Raw genomic sequence first — 18,779 nt, 5'->3', positions numbered from 1 at the left:
TTGGTTATCTCATGGTTTCGAGTAAAAGCTCCGCCGTCAGGTCATCGGTCACAAGTGTGTCGACCAGTCCCCGCCTGATCGCAGCCCTGATGATCGGAACCTTGTGCCTGCCTGCGGCGGTCAGGATCTTGTTGGGGATATCAGCCAGCGCATTCAGGTTCACCCCGACGGTGCGTGCATTAAGTGGATGATCAATCTCGTTACCCTCGGCATCGAGGAAACGACCAAGCACATCACCGACCGCGCCGGCATCACGCAATTCCTGCATGGTCACGTCGCCGGGCAGTCCGTATTTGACCATGAACGACAGGTCGGACACATCGCCAACAACCAGCAAGACAGCGTCTGCCGATAGGCAGCGTTTGATATGGGATGCATAGATTTCCTGACTGAGGAAGACATCCTTATCAACGTCATCGGGCAAATAGATCGGGGCCACCAAATGAGAGTAATTGGCATCAAACCGTTCAGCAAAACCCGAGGCTATGCTAAAGGCGTTAAAGGATGACCCGGCCGATGTCCCCCCCATCAGCGCCAGAATTTCAAGATCTGGTACGGAATGCAGCGGCAAACGTTCCATGGCGCGTTGCAAGGTAACGCCCCAGGATACGCCAATGCGTTTCCATGGTTCGCTCTTGAGCGTGGCAGAAAGATAATGTGCCAATGCCGCGCCAACCGGCGCATGGTTGTCGTAATTTTTGTGGTCAACCGGCACCACCAGCGCTTTGCCTATGCCAGCCAGTTCAAGACGTTGTTGTACTTCCAGACGCGTCACAAACGGCGATTCGATCTGGATTTTCACAAGACCAAGCGATTTTGCCTTCTGAATCGCCTGATTGACGCGAAGACGAGTCACCCCCATGTCGCGGGCAACTTCCGCCTGTGTTTGGCCATTCACATAGTAACGCCAACAAACTTCGGTGACGAACCCTTCCCCGTCCTCAAGCGACTCTCTTGGCATGCGCGACTTCCTCTCCTGGCACTGCTCGTTGCGGCAGTTCGTTTTGTTACAGGCAGAAACTAACAAATGTATTTTGATAAATACAAATGAAAATTTTCACTTGCATGCACTATAATACATATGCATTCTTCCCGCGACTGGAATCGCGATTCCGAAGCAACGCAAGATTGCTGGTTGCGGTACCCCATCAATCCAACGGGAGGAATAACCAATGAATTTTGCACTCAAAGTGGGCGTTTCCGCTTTGGCGATGGCCGTTGCATCCAGCACGGCATATGCCGACGATGCGTTCTGGAAAGAAGCTGCTGCGCCGTATCAGGACGTCACCCTTCATGGCGTGACCGAATCCACCCCGCCTTCGAACTACATTCGTGAAGTTCTCGCACCGCAGTTCGAAGAACTGACCGGCATCCGCGTAGATATCGAAACCACGTCCTGGGATCAGATGTATGACAAGGCCATCAAGGACATGGAAGCCGGCACCGGCATCTATGACATGGTCTTCATCGAACAGGACATCGTCTATTCCTATCTGGCACGCGACTTCCTGACCGACACGACCAAGCTTCTGGCTGATAATCCGGATCTTAAGGCGCCGACCTATAGCGAAGACAACTTCACCACCTTTGCTGATTATTTCCGCGGTGAGGACGGTGATCTATACGGCGTTCCGATGGAAGCGTTCATCAAGATCTATCTCTATCGCACCGATCTGTTCAATGATCCGGAAATCAAGGCGGCCTTCAAAGAGCAGACAGGTCGCGATCTTGTCCCGGCCAAGACCCATGAAGAATATGCCGAAATCGCGCAGTTCTTCACCAAATGGGGTGAAGATCACGACATGGATCTGTGGGGCACCACCGCACAGGCCCATACCGGCCATCCGGCATCATGGTACGAGTTCTTTGAAACCATCGCGCCGACCTTTGGTGTCTATAACTGGGGCATTGATCCAGACAACAACTACGCAGCATCCGTTTCCAATGGCGGTTCAATGAACAGCGATGAAGCCAAGGAAGCCATGAAATGGTGGCTCAGCATGCGTGATATCGCGCCGCCTGAAAGCAACGCATCCACCTGGACCGAAGTCGGCACCACATTTGGCGCCGGACGTGTGGCCCAGGGCCTGGTCTATGGCGAAAACGCAGGCTGGATCGCAGCTGACGAGTCGAAATCACTCGTGGTTGGCAATGTTGGCGTCGCCCTTCCGCCAATGGAAGATGGCATTCTTGAAGAAGTCGAAGGGGGCGAAGGCTACATCGGGTATTACGATGGCGGTGCATTTGGCATTCCTTCAACGTCAAAAAACCAGAAAGCCGCGATGCTGTTCCTGCAATATATCGGTCAGGACGAAGTTCAGCCTGACTGGGCAGTTGCAGCACCACGTGTAACCAACAAGACCACTTATGACGACCCCAAGGTTCAGGCAATGAACGAGGAACTTGGCGGTTACTACGACCTGCTGCGTGACAAGGGTTACCTGTTTGCCGGCGCGCCGGCATATCCGTTCCACGCCCAGGTTCGCGAAGCCACGGCTCCGATCCTCTATCAAATCCTGACCGGTGACCTTGGTGCTGACGAAGGTCTTGATCAGATGGCGGCCAAGGCCGAGGCTGAACTGACCGACCTTGGCTATCGCAAATAGGTCTGTTTCCTGAGAACATCCGTCGTGGTCGCTGTCCTTCCATTGGGCAGTGACCACGAAGCGGCTTGGCCTTTTCGGGCCATGACCGTCTGACTGCATCCTTTTTCCAGGGAGTAGACGATGCAATCCAACAAACTCGGTTGGATCCTCCTGGCCCCGACGCTGGTGATCCTTTTCTTCTTCGGTGTTTTGCCGTTTCTCTATGTCGTTTTTGTCTCGTTCCATCAATGGAACCCGTTTGCGGCATCACCCGAGATGATCTTTAACGGGGCGGAGAATTTTCGCCGCATTGTCTTTGACGAAGCCTTCCTCAATTCGTTGGGGGTCACCGTCATGTTCGTGGTCTTTGCTGTGCTGTCCGAACTTGTTATCGGATACTTGCTTGCTCAGGCCTTCATGAAGGAATTCCCCGGAAAATCGATTTTCCGCACCATTCATACCCTGCCTCTTATCATGGCGCCCATCATTGTCGGTTCGGTCTGGAAACTGATGACCACGCCGTCGATCGGGATCATTCCGCATTACCTTGATGAATGGTTTGGTATTTCCATGAATATCGGCACGTCGGCACCAGCGGCCTTCATGACGATTGTCATCATGGATATCTGGCACTGGACGCCGCTTGTTACCCTGACACTGATCGCAGCCCTCGTGTCGCTGCCGCGTGATCCGTTCGAACAGGCGCAGATTGATGGCGCCAACAAGGGGCAGATTTTCTGGCACATCACGTTGCCGATGATCACGCCGGCCCTTGTCGCGACCATTTTCATCCGCCTGATGGATGCCCTGCGTACCGTTGACGAGGTCTGGATGCTGACCGGTGGCGGACCTGGTTCGTCGACCCGTTTCCTTGGCGTGCACATCTTCAAGGAAGTCTTCCCCAAAACCAATTACGGCTACGGGTCGACCATTTCCGTGATCGTGCTTTACCTGACCATCGTGGTCTGCTGGTTGCTCTATGTCAGCATGCTGGCCCCGCGCAAGAACCGGAAGGGATAAGACCATGAAAAAGCGTAATCCGCTCCTTACGACACTCTTCTGGGTTCTGATCAGCCTAATGACCCTGTTCCCGATCTACTGGTTGTTTGTCATTTCCGTCAAACCGGCCGTGCAACTTTTCAGCACGCCTGACCTGATCGTGAACAACCCATATTGGGGCAACTACACCGAGGTACTCGGCAACCGCCTGCTTCGAAGCTACATGATCAATTCGCTGGTGATTTCAACGGGCAATGCCGTTCTGTGCACCGTGCTTGGCTTCTTTACCTGTTACGCACTTTCGCGCTTTCAGTTCCGGGGCAAGGAATCGATCTTTTTCTGGACGATTACCAACCGCATGGCGCCACCGGCGGTCTTCCTGTTGCCCTTGTTCCTGCTAATGACACAGGTCTATCGCATTGGTGACTTCACGTTGCTGGATACCCGCATTGGCATGATTTTGGTCTATTGCACCTTTAACCTGCCGTTTGCGATCTGGACGCTCCGCCCAACGATTGACGCCATCCCGCGCGAACTCGATGAGGCCGCCTATGTCGATGGCGCAAGCCCGTGGAAAGTCATTACTGAAATCGTCTTCCCGCTGTGTCGCCCCGGTCTGGCTGTAACCCTTATCCTGACCTGGGTCTTTGCCTGGAATGAATATCTTCTGGCGGCAACGCTGACCAACTTTGAAGCCCGGACACTCACCACCGGCCTTTCGGAATATGTCACCACCACCGGGACGGAGTGGGGAATTATGGCGACCATCTCGGTCTTTACCCTGATCCCGGCGCTCATCGTGTTCGGTCTGGTGCAAAAACACATTGTCGCAGGCCTGACCTTTGGCGCGGTGAAAGGATAACACCATGACAAAGCAAAACGCGACGCAGCTCGACACAGCCCCTCTGACCGAGGAAGAAAACGAAAAAAAACCGACCACGACGCAAGAACGCCAGGGCTTCCTGCCGATTGAAACCAACGCCTTTGACAGGTGCTTCATTTCGGTCGTGATCTGGGTGGCGATGTCGCTCTTCTGGTTCCGCTTTATCGAACCGATGGGCGCGTCAATCTGGATTTCGAACATCATCGCCCTTGCTCTTGCCGTCTATATTGTCAGGAAAGGATAACATCTTGAAATCCCTGGTTCTTGAAAAAAAGGATGACATCACCCTGCGTGACTTTCCTGCCATTGACCGCGAGGAAGAGGTCCTTGGTTCGCGCGATATTCGCATCAAGATGCATACTGTCGGCATTTGCGGCTCTGATGTGCATTACTACACACACGGTCGTATCGGTCCATTTGTCGTCAAGGAACCGATGATCCTCGGTCACGAGGCATCGGGCACCGTTATTGAGACGGGGAGCGAGGTCACAACCCTTTCCGTCGGGGACCGCGTCTGCATGGAACCGGGCGTACCCGACCCCAACAGCAAAGCCACCCGTCTTGGCATGTATAATGTTGATCCTGCGGTCCGGTTCTGGGCCACCCCGCCGGTACATGGCATTTTGCGTCCGACCTGCGTGCACCCCGAAGCCTTTACCTTCAAGCTGCCCGACAATGTCTCCTTTGCCGAGGCTGCCATGGTTGAACCATTGGCGGTTGGTGTCCATGCCGCGACCAAGGCCAAGATAAAACCCGGTGATATTGCCCTTGTTATTGGTGCTGGCCCAATTGGGCTTGTTACCGCGCTTTCTGCCCTTGCTGGCGGATGTGCGCGCGTCTATGTCGCCGACCTTGCGGAAAAGAAACTTGAAATTGCCGCATCGCTCAGCCCGGCCATCACCCCGATTAACGTCAAATCCCAGGACATCACCGAAATCGTCAAACGCGATACGGATGGCTGGGGTGTTGATGTTGTCTTTGAAGCCACAGGCTCGCCAAAGGCAGCCGCTGGCGTGTTTGAACCACTGTGTCCGGGTGGATGTGTTGTCATGATTGGCGGCCAGCCTGACCCGATCAGTTATGACGCCGGGGCGGCGATGATCCGCGAAGCCCGGGTCGAAAACATTTTCCGTTATGCCCACGTCTTTCCGCGCTGCGTTGCCATGCTGAGCTCAGGCGCGATCGACGTCAAACCACTTATCACCAGAACATTCGCATTCGAAGACAGCGTGCGCGCATTCGATATCGCAGCCTCCGCGCCACCCGCGGACGTCAAATTGCAGATCGAACTGCCGCAATAGGGAGAAGCCTTATGGCCGATGTAAAAATAGAAAACGTAATCAAACGCTACGCCAATGTTCAGGTCATGCATGGGGTGGATGTCGACATCAAGGACGGCGAGTTTGTTGTACTGGTCGGGCCATCGGGCTGCGGCAAATCAACCCTGCTGCGCATGCTGGCCGGACTTGAGGAAATAACCGACGGCACGATTTCGATCGGTGGACGCGTCGTGAATGACGTGATCCCCAAGGATCGCGACATTGCGATGGTGTTCCAAAGCTACGCCCTTTATCCGCACAAGACGGTCTATGAAAATATCGGCTTCCCGCTCAAGATGGCCAAGCGCCCTGAAAGCGAGATCAAGGAAAAGGTGACCAACGCGGCGGAGATCCTTGACCTTGCCCACCTGCTTGACCGCTACCCCAAACAGCTTTCCGGCGGTCAGCGCCAGCGTGTTGCCATGGGCCGCGCGATTGTCCGTGACCCGCAGGTCTTCCTGTTTGATGAGCCACTTTCAAACCTTGATGCCAAACTGCGCGTGACCATGCGCGTCGAGATCAAGGAACTTCATCAGCGCCTTGGCACCACAATCGTTTATGTCACCCACGATCAGATCGAAGCCATGACCATGGCTGACAAGATTGTCGTGATGCGCGATGGCCGGGTTGAGCAGATCGGAACGCCGCTTGATCTTTATGACTATCCGACCAACGTGTTCGTCGCCGGTTTCATCGGATCGCCCTCAATGAACTTTGTGCATGGGAAAATTGGCGCGACCGATGGCAAGAAGCATTTTGAGTCTGATAACGGCTTGATCCTGCCGATCCCCGAAACAACCGCCGAGATTGGCCAAGGTGTTACTTACGGCATCCGTCCGGAGCATATTGATATCGGGGAAACCGGCATTGCGATGAAGGTCGTTGTCGTCGAACCCACCGGGTCGGAAACCCAGGTTGTCGCCAAATCCAATGGTGATCTGATTGACGCCTTGGTCAAACAGCGCATCTCTGCCCGGCCCGGCTCGGAGCTTTACTACGTGATTGATCCTGCCAATGCGCACCTGTTCGATCGTGATACCGAACAACGGATCTAGAGGCTGACAATGGATGTACCTGCCGCGGTTATTTTTGACCTTGATGGTTGCCTGGTCGACAGCGAACCATTGTCACTGGAAGTCATTGCCACCGAGATGAATTTTCTTGGTATTGATGATGTCACCATCAATTATGTGCGTGACCGTTTTCTCGGTGTGTCGATTCAGGACATCTGCAAGCATGTCTCTGAACGGCTTGGCAAAGCCTGCCCGGATGATTTCACCAAGCGGGTCGAAGACCGCCTGCTTGGTGAATATAAAACACGGCTGCGGCAAATTCCTGATGCCGAGAACCTGTTGCGCCGACTGACAGAGGCCGGTGTCAAAACTGCGTTGGCCACTGGTAGTTCGCTGCGCCGCATGGGGGCGACACTCGACATTTCCGGGCTTGTGACGCATTTTGCGGGTACGGCCTTCAGTGCCGATCAGGTCGAAAATGGCAAACCTGCCCCTGACCTGTTTCTGTTGGCGGCTGAGGGCATAACTGCACCGCCGGAAAACTGCGTGGTGATCGAAGATTCTCCGCATGGTGTCAAAGGTGCGCGCGCAGCAGGCATGACGGCATTGGGCTTTGTTGGTGGCACGCATCTGAACGATATTCGCAGCGATCAGGCGCAAAGGCTTCGTGATGCAGGTGCGACGCAAATCTTTGAAAGTCTTCAGGAGATCGGAGACGAAATTCTGAACAATCTTAAATGATGCCATGCTATGACGGCCTACCGCGTATCGAGTTACCGGCTTGAATTTCCTTAAGAAAGCGATGGAATGACTTTTCTTGGTATTGACCTTGGAACCTCAGGCGTACGTTTGTTGCTGGTCGATGAAGACGGCCAGCCCATTGGCGCGACCGAACGTTCCTATCATGCAGCGCACCCGCATCCGGGTTGGTCGGAACAAGATCCGGCTGACTGGATCGCTGCCCTGGAAGAGGCCGTCGCCGAACTTCGCGACCAATTTCCGCAATTCTCGGCCCTGCGTGGCATTGGCGTTGCTGGTCATATGCATGGCGCGACACTTCTTGATGATGCTGGTCGTCCGCTGCGCCCATGCATCTTGTGGAACGACACCCGATCACATGCGCAGGCTGCCCGCCTGGATGCCAAGGATCAGGTGCGGGCCATTTCCGGCAACATCGTCTTCCCGGGCTTTACCGCCCCCAAACTCGAATGGGTGCGCGAAAATGAACCGGAAATCTATGCCAAAATCGCCAAGGTCCTGTTGCCTGCCGCGTATCTAAATTTTTACCTGACCGGTGAATATGTGGCAGACATGTCTGACAGTGCAGGTACATCATGGCTTGATGTCGGCAATCGGACCTGGTCCGACACCCTGCTTGATGCCGGGAACATGCGCCGCGACCAGATGCCACGCCTTGTCGAGGGCACCGAGGAAGCCGGTCGTTTGCGCCCTGCCCTTCTTGATAACTGGGGCCTCAATGGTGCGGTGACGGTTGCCGGCGGTGCAGGCGACAACGCAGCAGCAGCCTGCGGCATTGGCGCGCAAAATGAAGGTCAGGGCTTTGTCTCGCTCGGGACGTCGGGCGTGTTGCTTTCCGCGCGGGATGGCTATCACCCGGCACCGGAAACCGCACTGCATACATTCTGTCATGCCATTCCCGGGCGCTGGTATCAAATGGGTGTAATGCTATCGGCAACCGACAGCCTTAACTGGCTTGCACGGATCACCGGGAAAAACCCGGTCGAAATGACAACAGAGCTCGGCGGCACCTTGCAAAAGCCCGGCTCGGTGCGTTACCTGCCTTACCTGTCTGGCGAACGCACCCCACATAATGATGCCGAAATCCGTGGCAGTTTCACTGGCCTTGCCACCGACACCAGTCGGGCAGACCTCACGCGTGCGGTGCTTGAAGGCGTTGCTTTTGGCCTGCGCGACAGTTTCGAAGCTCTTGTCGCAACCGATGCCAAGCTCAATCAACTGATTGCTATTGGTGGCGGTTCGGCATCCAGATATTGGATTGAGCTGATTGCAACCACCCTTGGCGTACCATTGTCGCTTCCCAAAAGTGGTGAATTTGGCGCAGCACTTGGGGCTGCTCGCCTTGGCATGACGGCAGCTACGGGCGCTGCCCCAGACAGTATTATGACCATTCCCGAAGTCCGTAAAACGATCCAGCCGAATTACTATCACCGCAACGAATTTGAAGATGCGTACATCAGGTTCCGGGCAGCCTACCCGGCAATCAAGGTCTCGCAGTAGGCTGAGTGCAAATTGATATGTTTGGCAACAAATACCGACAGTATTGTTGCATACCCCTGAATTATGACAACAGGACACAGGCTTCGGTTCAATGAAAATCGTGACTATCGATCTTCAGTTTTGGTGCTTTCAGGGCTTCTGATGCGTGTGATTGGCTCAAACTGTTCAGTCCGCCTGTCCAGCGCAGATTACGCGGATGGGTATTGTTACTCCGCGCAATTTTGGTCGTATCTGTCAAACCTTGTAACATCCCGGTCAGATCTACAAGCCTGTCCGCAATGATGTGGGTTACACTATCTTCCCGCTGAAGTTTTCCGGCGACACCAAGCACGGTGGCGGTCATCACCTCGCGGCGGTGTTGTTCCATGACCTTGCTCCAGACCACAAGGTTGGTGATGCCGGTTTCATCCTCAAGGGTTATGAAAACAACTCCGGATGCCGTGCCGGGGCGCTGGCGGACAATCGCCAAGCCGGCATGGGTCAAACGATCCCCATTTCGCACATTGGGCAGATCAATGGCAGTACAGACCCCGGCGGCAGCCAATGCATCGCGCAGCATCGCCATTGGATGGCCCTTAAGAGATAAGCGCAGGCTGGCGTAATCTTCGATGATCTCCTCGCCCGGACCCATGATCGGCAGGTCCACCGGGGCTTCGGCGCCAAATTCGGCCGAGACACCCATATTGTGGTTGAAGTTCTGGGCGGCTTCAAACAGTGGCAGGCTTGCTGGTGCCTTGCGGCCCTTGCCAAAGCGGCGCACAGCCCAAAGGGCTTCGCGCCTTGATAAGCCCAGTGACCCGAACGCATCGGCCTCGGCCAGTTTTTCAAGCGCGGCCGGGGATAGTCCTGTCTGGCGCGCCATCAGATAGACATCCTGAAACCCGCCAGCGGGCCGATTGGAAATCAGGGCAAGGGCATCGAGCTCGCCAAATCCCTTGATCTGACGAAAACCAAGCCGCACGGAATGATACCCTGCGGTTCGGCCCAGTTCGCGTTCCAACTGATTGTCCCAGAAACTGTGATTGATATCGATTTCAAGTACACGCACCCCGTGATTGCGGGCATCATTGACCAACTGTGCCGGGGCATAAAACCCCATCGGTTGCGAATTCAGAAGCGCACATAAAAACACATCCGGGTGATGGCATTTCAGCCAGGAAGACGCATAGGCCAGAATGGCAAAACTCGCCGCGTGGCTTTCGGGGAAGCCATAATCGGCAAAGCCTTCGATCTGTTTGAAGCAGCGTTCGGCAAATTCCATGTCATAGCCGTTACCCAGCATGCCATTGATGAACTTGGTCCGATGTTCGCCAATGGTGCCGGTGCGCTTGAACGTTGCCATGGCGCGCCTGAGGTGATCGGCCTCTCCGCCGGAATAGCCGGCGGCGACAATGGCGATCTGCATCGCCTGTTCCTGAAACAGCGGCACACCGCAGGTGCGTTTCAATACGGCTTCGAGTTCCGGGGACGGGTATTCGACCTTTTCGCGGCCCATGCGTCGCTGCAAAAACGGATGCACCATACCGCCCTGGATCGGGCCAGGGCGGACGATGGCAACCTGAATGGTCAGGTCATAAATGCTTTGCGGTTTAAGGCGGGGCAGCATGCTCATTTGTGCGCGCGATTCCACCTGAAAAGTGCCGATACTGTCGGCCTTTTCAAGCATGCGATAGGTTGCCCGGTCTTCCTTGGGCAGGCTGGCAAGGTCGTAATCAATGTTCTTGTGCGTGCGCAACTCATCCAATGCCTTTCGGATGCAGGTCAGCATGCCAAGTGCCAGGATATCGACCTTGAGGATACCCAGCGCATCAATGTCATCCTTGTCCCATTCAATCGTGGTACGGTCCGCCATGGCGGCATTGGCAATCGGGGAGAGTTCACAAAGCGGCCCGCGCGTGATGACAAAGCCGCCAACATGTTGCGACAGATGGCGTGGAAAACCCGTCAGTTCGCCCGCGATATCCAGAACAGCCTTCAGGCGCGGTTCATCAGGATGAATGCCCGACTGGCGCATCATGGTGTCATGCGCGCCCTTGCTGCTGGATCCCCAGATGGTTTTGGTCAGTTTGACGATGGTGTCTTCAGACAGGCCAAACACCTTGCCGACATCGCGCATGGCGCTACGCGACCGATATGAAATCACCGTTGCGGTCAGGCCTGCACGGTCGCGGCCATAGCGTTCATAGATGAACTGAATGACTTCCTCGCGGCGTTCATGCTCAAAATCGACATCGATATCAGGCGGTTCATTGCGCGCATTGCTGATGAAGCGCGAAAACAGCAATTCTACCTTGTTGGGATCGACCGATGTGACATGCAAACAAAAACACACTGATGAATTGGCCGCAGATCCGCGCCCCTGACACAAAATGCCCTTGGACCGGGCAAAGGCGACAATGTCATGCACGGTCAGGAAATAGGGGGCATAGCCCAACTCGTCGATCAGTTTAAGTTCTGTCTCGATCAGGTTTTTGACCTTGCCCGGCACACCTTCGGGATAGCGTTTATGCGCCCCTTCCCAGGTCAGGCGGATCAAACGTTCCTGGGTGCCTTCGCCCGTGCCGTCATTTTCATCGGGGTATTCATAGCGCAGCTCATCCAGGCTGAAGGTGCATTGATCGGCAATCTCGACGGTGCGGGCCAACCAATGCGGGTGATTTGGAAAAAGGCGGACCATTTCGCGCGGCGATTTGATGTGGCGTTCGCCATTTGGAAACAAACGGTACCCGGCATCTTCAAGCGTGCAGTGATGGCGAATACAGGTCAGGACATCCTGCAACGGTTTGCGCGATCGCAAATGCATATGCACGTCATTGGTCACCACGGCGGGAATGCCAAGGTCGGCCTCGACCGCCTCGGTATATTCAAGGCGTTCGCTGTCAAACCCGTCCATGAACCGCCCAACAGATAGCCACAAACGTCCTTCAAGATGGGGTTTCAGGCGCATCAATTCAGCACGAAAGGTGTCATCAGGGACTTGGGGCGGCACGGCGATAAACAGCAGGCCCTCACTGTGGGTGAGAATGTCAGCGATATAAATCTCGCACGATCCCTTGGGTGCGCGGCGCTTGCCAAGGGTCAGTAACCGACACAGCCGGGCATAAGACGCGCGATCTGTCGGATAACACAGCAAGGATGGCCCATCCATCGGATCAAGCCGACAGCCAACAATGTAATTCAGCCGGTCGGCATAATTGCGGTGTGCTGTGTGGCCGCGCACCACGCCAGCCAATGTGTTGTGATCGGTGATCGCAATCGCCTGCAGGCCCTTGGTGGCCGCCGTCAGGACCAGTTCCTCGGCATGAGATGCGCCGCGCAAAAAGGAAAAGTTGCTGCTGACATGGAGTTCGGCATAGGCCGGGGGAGCGGATGTGGTGTTGGTGCTGCTTGGTTTGTTCATGACATCATCCGGCAAACAATCCATGCACCGACCAGATATCCTGCCCGGCATGGCCGCTGCGAAACAGCCAGATCAACCGGCCTTTCTGATCGCAGATGCGGAAATAATCGCGTGTCATCTGCGACAGGGCGTAATTATCCCGGTCCAGATGGCTCCACCATTCCGGGCAGATGCGCTCTGGCCCGTCGGCCAGCAAGACATCAATCATCATCTTGCGCCAGCGCAATTTTGTCGGCGCGCCGTTAGCATTGCGTTCCATGACATCAACCGGTTCAGGCGGATCAATCAGCCGCACCGGGCGTTTGGGCAAAGGCGCATCCGCAAGACGTGCCGGTTTGGCAGCCCCGGTGGGCGATTGCCGGATGGTGGCCCGTTCGGGCAGGTGGCTGGCGTGATGGGCCGGACGAAACAGGATATCCTTGGGCCCCAGATGATGGGCAATGCGATCGAGCAGTTGGGCAAGGGCGATATGATCGCTGCTCTCTTCCTGTTTGCGATCAAGGCGGACCTGACGAAAGGCAACATGTTCGACCCAGGGGGCATAGACAATCACCTGTTCGATGCCAAAGCCGGTATCCACCCCGGGCATCTTTTCCGCCAGAAGGCGCAAGATATGGCTTTCGGACTGGCAGGGCGTGCCAGTTGTGGTCGTGATGGTATGGGCATGGCCATCGACCCGAATGGACCGGACGAGTAACCGCCTAAGACCAAGGTTTTCATCGCGCAGTTTGGCGCAAAGCTCGGCCACCATGCTTTCAATCGCATGTGCCAGCGTGTCTGCACTCCCCAATGGTTCGCCAAAGTTCTGTTTGATCAGCCACGGGGCATCGGGCAGCTCGAAATTCAGATGTTCGGGCAGGCGGCCATAAAACTGATCAAGGCGATGCAACACATTCGGGCCAAGGCGGGTGGTGATATTGGCACGCGGCAGGGGCGTGATATCGCCCAGTTGTTTTAGGCCAAGCCGCGACAGAACCGCGTTGATGTCATCAGACAATCGCAGGCACGATACCGGAAACCCGGCCGCAACCCCGTGATCGCGCGGCAGGGACAAAATGCGCTCACCGGGTGCGCCCGGATGACACCGGGCCGCGGCCCATGCGGCCCCGGCGGTATCGGCAATGGCAGCACGGGCAGCAATGCCCTGGGCTTTCATATCGCGCAGGATCTGTTTGATCATCACACTTTCGCCGCCAAACAAATGACTGCCGCCGGTGATTTCAAGCCACAGGCCCGCATCGCCATTAAGCCCATGCGCATGCAGGTCGCGGTCTGGTGCGATCCATGGGCTATAGCGGTCCATGAAGCGCACCAGACGGGCAAATTTGCTATCGCAGAGTTCTGGCTCTTCGGGGCTGTCCTGAAGATCGGGCAGGATGCTGCGCGCATCAGAAAGGCGCATGCCGCCCTGCAGCCCGGCCTTTTGTGCCGCTGCATTCAGGCCACAGACGAGCACGCCCTTGTGGTCACTGCGCGTGATCACGTGCGGGGTGGCTTGTGCCTTTGAGGCCTGTGGGGCAGTTTTCTGACTGTCAACATCGCGGGGCTGACCAGGCGTGGGCGTGCCTGTCTTTGGGGTTGTCTTCTGACAGTCGGTTTTCCAGTGGGTCAGCCACAGATAAAGAAAACGTTTTTGCATCGGTTTTGACTTTCCAGCTTCCCGGTCGGACCCCGCGTCCCCCGATCAGGCTGAGATGATGAATATTCCCCGTTCTGTTCTGCTCTGCACCCGATACCGGTTCAATCTTCCAGCGCGTCAGCGCGCTTGATGGCATCAAACATCCGCTTTGTGATGCGTTGCGCATGACGATCATCCGTGTTCCGGCAACCTCACAAGCCAGTTGCAAACGCCGTGACGCCGTCAGTTCGTAATCGGTGGTTTCCAGTATGATTGATAAAAACTGTCCAGATTTGGCGACCTCTTCACATACCCAAAGTGCTGTGGCCTGTTGATCAACCACCATCATCAAAGGTCGTGTCCCTGCATCCAGATCAATCGGCAATGCCAGATGATAAAAACCACCCTGATCAATCGCCCCCCTTTGCCTGACCCAAAGCACGGGCCTGCCTATTGATTTCCCTACCTGTTCCTGCAAGTCAATCTGCGACAGATACCACGCCAGAATTGATGCCGCCCCCACATCATGACGACTGATTACTTCATGCAGACCAACCCGAGCGATACCACCAAGACTGATATGCCGAGATAATGTGATGATGTTCCCGAACATATACGAAATGACATCGCTTGAATCACCAGACAAGCCGGAAAAGCTCACTTTCCATTGCTTTTCCGCCTCTGCCAATACGACGCGTGCATTATGAAGTCTGTCAGCCAGCATCTCACATCAAGATCAAATGTTCACTATTTGTTCTTAATTAGGATTCTCGCCTCTCAGAGTCAACCAGGAAGCTGTCACCACTTTGCGAAATTGTTCTCGATTGCTTCGTTTTTGCAGCACCGTACCAATCAACCCTTCATTGCCCCAAATTATGACAACCGGGCGAGCGGGACGCAAAAAGTCTGATGATTTACGGTGAGGGTAAGGTAACCACGGGAAATCATCATATAATATGGTGATTGTCAGGTGCCACAAAAGGTGACATTCGGCATCCAGCGAAATCAATGTCTTAGCATTTTCGATTGCCAAATAAGTTGCCACGGATTGACATAAAAGATGACAATTTCCGTCAAAGCGACTTGAGAAACTGTTTTAACGATGTCGTCCTATCGAAAAGCTACAATGAAAATCGTGAGTTGCAACGAAATGGATTGGAAGCCGATTACGACTTCCAATCCCACCACGCCTTAATCATAGGCTGTCATAGAGCCATCTGGTCGGGCGACCCAGACGTCACCATCCGCTCCAACCGACACGGTCTGCGCTCTGGTTTGGTCAATGCCCTCCCAGTTCTCATCTTTGGCGTTCCATTTATACAAGACATCGCCGTTCGGGCCGCCCAGATGCCATACCGACCCATCTCTGCCGACAGCCACATCACGTGCCGAGCCAGGCATCTCGTTCCAACGGTCGTTAGCAAATCGGTAGATTTCATTATTTCTACCGACTGACCAAACTTCCCCGTCGCCACCGGCCGCAATTCTGGAAACATTGCCCGGAACCCTGACCCAGCCATTACCGCCCATGCGATAGACGCTGCCGTTCCCGCCAATGTGCCACTTGGTTCCAACGTCATCGACGGCAATATCCGAGGCCCAGCCTGAAATCGGTGTTTTCTTGCCAAGGGAATCCACGTTCCACATTTTACCATCCGTGGTCAGGATAAAGGCATTGTTTGCAAGCCGGTCGGCTTCAACACGAGCGACACCGGATGCAAGAACCTGCTTCCACCCCAAATGTCCTTTGGGTTGGATGTAAAGCGAGCCACTTCCACCGATATGCCAGATATCCCCGCTTTTGCCGATGCTGACCTGGCTTGCGATACCGGCGACATCTCGCCACTTCTTGGGACCGGACATCACGACATAGGTAACTGTTGGTTCATCGACCTCGATATGTGTGATCGTAATCCCGTTGTCCTGCACAATGGTTTTGGTTGAATCAATGAACGAGCCGGGATCAGCCATTGGTGGGCGCGACGCTGATTTGTGTCGATACATGACAATCGCGTTATCTGGCCGCAATGCCCACAATGTACCCGCTTCGCCAGCATCTACCTGATGGATGGTTCCGCCATTGCCTTTCTTCCACTGACCGTTATAGGACAGCCGGAAGACCTCGTTACCCAGACTGGTAATCCAGACAGCTCCGTCTGAACTGACCGACACATCTTGCGCTTTGCGGCCAAAGTCCTTCCATTGATCGTTCAGGAAATAGTGCAGCTTGTCGTTGGTATCGATAACCCAAAGCATCCCGCCCGGTCCTGCCGATATCTTTTTGGCTTTTGGGCCATTGACCCGCTGCCACCTGAAATCATCAGGGCCTGCGACATAAAGGCTGTTGCTGCCACCGATGTGCCATTTGCGTCCATCCGGGGCCACATCGACCGCATGACCGATGCCCGGCACATTGCGCCAGGCCCGGCCATCATAGGTCTTCATTGCCCCACCCTCCATCAGGGCAAAGGCCGATTTTTTTGAAGGCATTGCCGCAATATCAACGAAGGTATCGCCACCGCCAATAGCAGACCATTTGTTGTCACTAGCCGTATCAGCCCAATAGACCTGACCACCACCAATATGCCAAACATCGCCCATTGGACCGGCTGAGATAGCTGTCGCCTGCCCCTCGAAATTATGCCATTGGCCTTCATTATAGACGTAATAGAGCGGATCGGCCGCAAAGCGGGTTTCTTTATAATTTGCCGTTGCCGCGACAGCGATTTTGTTCAAATCACTTACCGATGCGCGCACTTCGTTGCTTGTTGCCAATGCCCAATATGCATAGACCTTGGACGCTTCATCCTTGTTTTGCAGCCAGACACGCAAGCTTGGTTTATAGGACTTTGCGTGTTCAAGTGCGCGCATCAGTGCCGGACGCGCATCTGCTTTTGCCAGGTTCTTGTTGAGTTCTGCCTCCAAAACCGCCGTCGCAATCTCGATCACGATTTGCGGACCACTGACCGCAAGCATTTTGGTGATGAGCTTCTTGGATGCCTTGAACGCTGCCTTTGCCGCAACACGTGCAGCATCATCGGCGCGTTCGCCCATTTCCTGACCGATCTTTGATGCAACCTTGCCCAGGTCATCGGTAGAGCCAAGGACATTATCCAGGCTGTCATCTGCCTGCTGCCCCACTCTTCTCATTTTATCGTCCAGGTTGGTGATCTCATCAAAGTCGTCAAGAACGTCATCCGTCCGATTGGGATAAGCCTCTTTGATTATTCGATCGGCAACCGTTTCATCATCAAGTGGAATAAGTGCTGTCGAAAACATGCCCAATGTAGGAACGGCAGCCACTGTGTTGACCAGAGCTGCACGGTTTGTCACCTGCTCGAAATTCGGCGGCACGGGCAACTGGTCGCTGAACAGGAACCGCATATCCGAACGCCCTGCTTTTGTATCTGCCTCTTGCTTGTTTTTGAGTTTCAGGGTCTGGGCAGCATGCCAGACGTCATAAGCTTTCACGGCCTCAGTCGCCAGATAGACGCGATAGCCGTTGGCAAAACTCTCGATCTCCCGAACAAGTCGACCCTCAGGGCTGCTTGGCGCAACGGAGCCACTTTTTACAGCTGTAATCACGTGATTAAGCACCGCATAGCGCAGTGCAAGGTTCTCTTCGGGGAACTGCGCAATTTCCTGCCAAAGCGCTTCGATGGATCGGGTCCGGTCTGTCCCGATTGCACGTCCCATGTTAACCGCAATGCGCTCGAGCTCCGTGCGCTCTTCGATCAGTTTCAGCACGATTTCGGTCGCCCCGTCCATCTGCATGAAACCTTTGCTCACATACGGCGCCATTTCCCATTCAATTGATGGGGCAAGGCAACCACGGGGCGAATCTACAGACTCTTTTGATCGGGTATAGCCCGCCGGACAGCTGTAACAACTTCCGAAATTCTTCGGGTCCCAGAATGCGTTATTGCCATATTGCTTGCACCCGGCCTTGCCCTTTTTCTCGGCAGAGGCGGTTTCGAAAATGGGGCGCCCACAGGCCTGACTGCTTTTGACTGAATTGATGGTGCGGACATATCCATCACCGCAAGACCAGCAGGTACCACCGTCAATCAGATCGAACACAGCGTTATCGTCACCACACTGCGCACCTTTGAATTCCGCGTTACGCCAACTGAATTGCAAAAAACCAGTCACCCGCTCGCAAGCCTTGTCGGAATGTACCGGGTCAAACAACGTCCGGTTATACCCCGACGGGCAGCGCCAGCAGGTCCCGCCATTATAAGGATCAAAGAAGCTTCCCGCCGGACACTGAGAAACGCCTTCAAGCAGTTTCGCCGGTTTGGCATCAGAAAAAACATCCTTGTCCGTGATCTTGTGGCATGCCGTATCGGTGGTAACATGGTCACCAGAACGGGCATAACCGGACGGGCAGGACCAGCAGGCTTCAAGATCATAGAACTGCCCCGATGGACAGGACGTACCGGGCTTGCCTTCATACTTGGCAGGTCGCCCTGTACAGCTGTCTTGCAATTGTCCGTTTTGATCAAGACCACCACAAATCGCCTCAGCCTTGGCTGGAATAGTGGAGAACGTCAAACCAACGAAACCAAGCAGCACAATGAAGATAGCAAGCATCACTTGCCAGCCAGCTTGGCGCAAAAGGGAACTGTACCCTGCGTGGGATAGTCGGTAATGTCCGATGTCCGCAGACATTGAGATGTTGTTTTGGTTGCTCATGTCCTTGC

Annotated in this window: 13 protein-coding genes; 8 read left to right on the top strand and 5 right to left on the bottom strand. The window is 54.8% G+C overall.

The features are described 5' to 3' along the window. Positions 1-4: 4 nt before the first annotated feature. Entirely contained in the window at positions 5-961 is a 957-nt protein-coding gene (locus DY252_RS05815; protein WP_064787280.1) for a sugar-binding transcriptional regulator, read from the bottom strand. Positions 962-1,172: 211 nt separating this feature from the next. Here DY252_RS05815 and DY252_RS05810 point away from each other — a divergent pair, with 211 nt between their 5' ends. From DY252_RS05810 to xylB, 8 genes are all read left to right on the top strand, one after another. After that, the gene (locus tag DY252_RS05810; protein ID WP_064787281.1) at positions 1,173-2,606 is read left to right on the top strand and encodes an extracellular solute-binding protein; all 1,434 of its coding nucleotides are present in this window, start codon (positions 1,173-1,175) and stop codon (positions 2,604-2,606) included. A 120-nt stretch (positions 2,607-2,726) separates the two neighbouring features. Beyond that, positions 2,727-3,605, top strand: a complete 879-nt coding sequence (locus tag DY252_RS05805; RefSeq protein ID WP_064787282.1) for a carbohydrate ABC transporter permease — start codon at positions 2,727-2,729, stop codon at positions 3,603-3,605. A gap of 4 nt (positions 3,606-3,609) precedes the next feature. Further along, entirely contained in the window at positions 3,610-4,446 is an 837-nt protein-coding gene (locus DY252_RS05800; protein ID WP_064787283.1) for a carbohydrate ABC transporter permease, read from the top strand. 4 nt (positions 4,447-4,450) lie between these two features. After that, the gene (locus DY252_RS05795) at positions 4,451-4,711 is read left to right on the top strand and encodes a DUF2160 family membrane protein (RefSeq protein WP_129542687.1); all 261 of its coding nucleotides are present in this window, start codon (positions 4,451-4,453) and stop codon (positions 4,709-4,711) included. A gap of 4 nt (positions 4,712-4,715) precedes the next feature. Further along, positions 4,716-5,768 (top strand): NAD(P)-dependent alcohol dehydrogenase, encoded by a 1,053-nt coding sequence (locus DY252_RS05790; RefSeq protein WP_064787284.1) that lies wholly within the window; start codon positions 4,716-4,718, stop codon positions 5,766-5,768. A gap of 11 nt (positions 5,769-5,779) precedes the next feature. After that, on the top strand, positions 5,780-6,841 hold the full coding sequence (locus DY252_RS05785) for an ABC transporter ATP-binding protein (RefSeq protein WP_064787285.1): 1,062 nt from the start codon (positions 5,780-5,782) through the stop codon (positions 6,839-6,841). Positions 6,842-6,850: 9 nt separating this feature from the next. After that, positions 6,851-7,540: an HAD family hydrolase gene (locus DY252_RS05780; protein WP_064787286.1), complete on the top strand. Its 690-nt coding sequence runs from the start codon at positions 6,851-6,853 to the stop codon at positions 7,538-7,540. A 66-nt stretch (positions 7,541-7,606) separates the two neighbouring features. Next, positions 7,607-9,058 (top strand): xylulokinase, encoded by a 1,452-nt coding sequence (xylB, locus tag DY252_RS05775; protein WP_064787287.1) that lies wholly within the window; start codon positions 7,607-7,609, stop codon positions 9,056-9,058. An 88-nt stretch (positions 9,059-9,146) separates the two neighbouring features. Here the strand turns inward: xylB and DY252_RS05770 are convergent, their stop codons facing one another. The 4 genes from DY252_RS05770 to DY252_RS05755 all read right to left on the bottom strand — a co-directional run bounded on the left by DY252_RS05770 (position 9,147) and on the right by DY252_RS05755 (position 18,771). Beyond that, positions 9,147-12,458, bottom strand: a complete 3,312-nt coding sequence (locus DY252_RS05770) for an error-prone DNA polymerase (RefSeq protein WP_231959605.1) — start codon at positions 12,456-12,458, stop codon at positions 9,147-9,149. A gap of 4 nt (positions 12,459-12,462) precedes the next feature. Continuing rightward, positions 12,463-14,097 (bottom strand): Y-family DNA polymerase, encoded by a 1,635-nt coding sequence (locus DY252_RS05765; protein ID WP_231959606.1) that lies wholly within the window; start codon positions 14,095-14,097, stop codon positions 12,463-12,465. Further along, positions 13,991-14,764, bottom strand: coding sequence for an ImuA family protein (locus DY252_RS05760; RefSeq protein WP_245960870.1), 774 nt, complete (start codon positions 14,762-14,764; stop codon positions 13,991-13,993). The genes DY252_RS05765 and DY252_RS05760 overlap by 107 nt, the downstream gene beginning before the upstream one ends. 503 nt (positions 14,765-15,267) lie before the next feature. After that, complete coding sequence (locus DY252_RS05755) at positions 15,268-18,771, bottom strand: tectonin domain-containing protein (protein WP_129542686.1); 3,504 nt, start codon at positions 18,769-18,771, stop codon at positions 15,268-15,270. Positions 18,772-18,779 lie beyond the last annotated feature (8 nt).

Origin of the sequence: Thalassospira indica (genome assembly GCF_003403095.1) — a bacterium.
Taxonomy (GTDB): Bacteria; Pseudomonadota; Alphaproteobacteria; order Rhodospirillales; family Thalassospiraceae; genus Thalassospira; species Thalassospira indica.
The sequence above is the reverse complement of the archived record's forward strand: the minus strand, read 5'-3'. Positions and strand labels throughout refer to the sequence as shown.